We start from the raw sequence: 2,736 nt of genomic DNA, 5'->3' as shown, positions 1-2,736 counted from the left end.
CTCAAATGACTAAAATTTCATTCATGAAATTAAGATATTTAGTAGATGTTTTTTCTCTTATCATTTCAGTAGGAATATCAATGGTTGGAGATCTTCCAATCTACGTTAGAGAAGGAACAATAATAAGTATGTTTCTTTTATCTTTAAGTATAAATCTTGCAAAGGATTATGCTGAAAAAAATAACGGGGTGAAATCATGAAATACAATACATTAATCTTTGATGCAGACGATACTTTATTTGATTTTAAAGCATCGGAAATGGAAGCTTTAGAAAAAACGTTAATTGGTTATGGGATTGACTATGATAAGGAATACCATTTGCCAATATACAAAGAGATAAATACTAAAATATGGAAAGAGTTAGAGGAGGGAAAAATAACTCAAGGTGAGTTAAAAATAGAGAGATTTAGAAGATATTGTAATCAGCTTAACTATACTTTTAATCCATTTGATTTTGCAGATAGATATATGGATAATCTTTCTAAATCTTCAATTCTTTTTCATGATAGTTTAGATTTAATAAAGGAGTTATATGGAAAATATAACTTATTCATTATAACCAATGGATTGACAAAGGTTCAAAATGGAAGAATTAGAAACTCTTTAATAGCTCCATATTTCAACGATATTATAGTTTCTGAGGAGGTCGGAGTTTCTAAACCAAATCCCGAAATATTTAAAATAGCCTTAGAAAGTAATCAGATAGAAAATGTATCAGATATTTTAATGATTGGAGATAGTTTAAGTTCAGATATAAAGGGTGGAATAAATTTTGGAATCGATACATGTTTATATAATCCAAAGGGTATTTCAATAGATAGTGAAATTAAACCGACCTATGAAATTTCAAATTTAAAAGAACTCTTAGACCTATTATTAAAATAAAAAAGAGTCTAGATTTGAAAATCTAGACTCTTTATATTTTAATCTTAAATTAGGTGTATGGTTTATTGTGGCGCCCCCAACAGGGATCGAACCCATAACCCTCTGATCCGAAGTCAGATGCTCTATCCAATTGAGCTATGGAGGCCCACCATATGAGATTCTACAGCATTTTAAGCATTAAGTCAATACCCTTTTTCTTAATCCCAACACTCAACTCTTTCTATATATGGCATATCTATATCATTTTTATTAAAACTTGGATCCATTCCATTTTCTTTCTGAGCGCTATAATCACTTAGAGCCTCGAATGCAACTTTACCAAGTAGGAATATTGCTATCAGATTTAATACAGCCATTAATCCCATAAATAGGTCTGCCATATTCCATACTAATGCCAACTCTCCAATTGAGCCAAACATTACCATACCAACCACACCTGCTCTATATAGGTTTAACCATGCTTTATTCGGCGTTAAAAACTCTATATTTGTTTCTCCATAGTAATAGTTTCCAATTATTGAACTGAATGCAAATAATAATATACATATGGCAATAAATACATTACCCCATCCACCAACTTGTGAGCTTAATGCATTTTGAGTCAATTGAATTCCTGTTAATCCCTCTGTTTTATGTGCACCTGATATTAATACCATGAAAGCTGTACATGAACAGATTAATATTGTATCAGTAAATACTCCTAAAGTCTGGACAAATCCCTGTTTTACTGGATGAGAAGTCTCTGCTGCTGCCGCCGCATTTGGAGCTGATCCCATACCAGCTTCATTAGAAAACAATCCTCTTTTTACTCCAGTCATTATAGCAGCTCCAATTCCACCACCGACAGCTTGTCTTATACCAAATGCATTCTCAATTATATCAGTAAAAATCTCAGGCACCATACCTATATTAGTTACTATTACATACAACGAAACCATTATATATAAAGTTGCCATAACTGGAACTACTGCAGCACTGAAGTTCGCTATTCTCTGAACACCACCAAATATGATTGCTCCTGTTGCTACTGCTAATATAACTCCTATTATTGTTCTATCTAATTTAAAAGCTTCATGAAAAGCCAGTGATATTGTATTAGACTGAACTGAATTAAATATCAATCCAAATGTTATTGAAATTAATATTGAAAACGCAACTCCCATCCATCTTTTATTTAAAGCTTTTTCCATGTAATATGCTGGTCCACCTCTAAAAGCATCTCCATCTTTTACTTTATATATCTGCGCTAACGTACTTTCAACAAAACTTGAAGCTCCACCTATAATAGCTATTAACCACATCCAAAATATTGCTCCTGGACCTCCTGAAGCTATTGCAATGGCAACTCCAGCTAAATTTCCCGTTCCAACTCTTGAAGCTGTACTTATACAGAAGGCTTTAAATGATGAAACCCCACCTTTATGTCCCACACTATCACCTAAAATTTTTATCATTTGAACAAAATATCTAATCTGTACAAATCTTGTTTTTAATGTAAAATACGTTCCCACGAATAATAGCATTATAATAAGAACATATCCCCATAAGATATCATTTAAAAAGTTTACCATTATATTTAACATTCCTACTTAACCCCCTCGTTTATTTTTAATATGAAAATATTTTATCATATGTAGCAGAAAATGAAAAATATATTTTTTAAATCACACTTATTTGCCGTGAACTACCACCGCCCAAATAGAGGGCGAGGCTTCGTGGGAAGTATCTGACTACTCATTTCAGATATGTTAATCACGCTCTACGGGTAGTTCCTACCCTGATATATGTTTTAGTAAGCTAGTAGCTCTCTACCAACCTCACGAATATTTATACTGGCGTTTAGGTCTCTA

At 32.5% G+C, this 2,736-nt stretch carries 3 protein-coding genes and 1 tRNA gene; 2 read left to right on the top strand and 2 right to left on the bottom strand.

The window, feature by feature from the left end:
- On the top strand, window positions 1-200 hold a 200-nt coding region (locus tag ACMOUI_RS06520), incomplete at its 5' end, for a hypothetical protein (protein ID WP_418964918.1).
- The gene (locus ACMOUI_RS06515) at window positions 197-886 is read left to right on the top strand and encodes a YjjG family noncanonical pyrimidine nucleotidase (protein ID WP_418964917.1); all 690 of its coding nucleotides are present in this window, start codon (window positions 197-199) and stop codon (window positions 884-886) included. The genes ACMOUI_RS06520 and ACMOUI_RS06515, both read left to right, overlap by 4 nt.
- 68 nt (window positions 887-954) lie before the next feature.
- Here ACMOUI_RS06515 and ACMOUI_RS06510 read toward each other — a convergent pair.
- Window positions 955-1,031 (bottom strand) — tRNA-Arg (locus ACMOUI_RS06510).
- A gap of 52 nt (window positions 1,032-1,083) precedes the next feature.
- The gene (locus ACMOUI_RS06505; protein WP_418964916.1) at window positions 1,084-2,469 is read right to left on the bottom strand and encodes an alanine/glycine:cation symporter family protein; all 1,386 of its coding nucleotides are present in this window, start codon (window positions 2,467-2,469) and stop codon (window positions 1,084-1,086) included.
- Between the last annotated feature and the right edge of the window lie 267 nt (window positions 2,470-2,736).

The organism is Cetobacterium sp. (genome assembly GCF_048470075.1).
GTDB lineage: Bacteria > Fusobacteriota > Fusobacteriia > Fusobacteriales > Fusobacteriaceae > Cetobacterium_A.
The sequence above is the reverse complement of the archived record's forward strand: the minus strand, read 5'-3'. Positions and strand labels throughout refer to the sequence as shown.

Bases quoted from the DNA above. Each gene is read 5' to 3' on its own strand.
- ACMOUI_RS06515 (WP_418964917.1), top strand. From the start codon at position 197: ATGAAATACAATACATTAATCTTTGATGCAGACGATACTTTATTTGAT.
- ACMOUI_RS06505 (WP_418964916.1), bottom strand. From the start codon at position 2,469: ATGTTAAATATAATGGTAAACTTTTTAAATGATATCTTATGGGGATAT.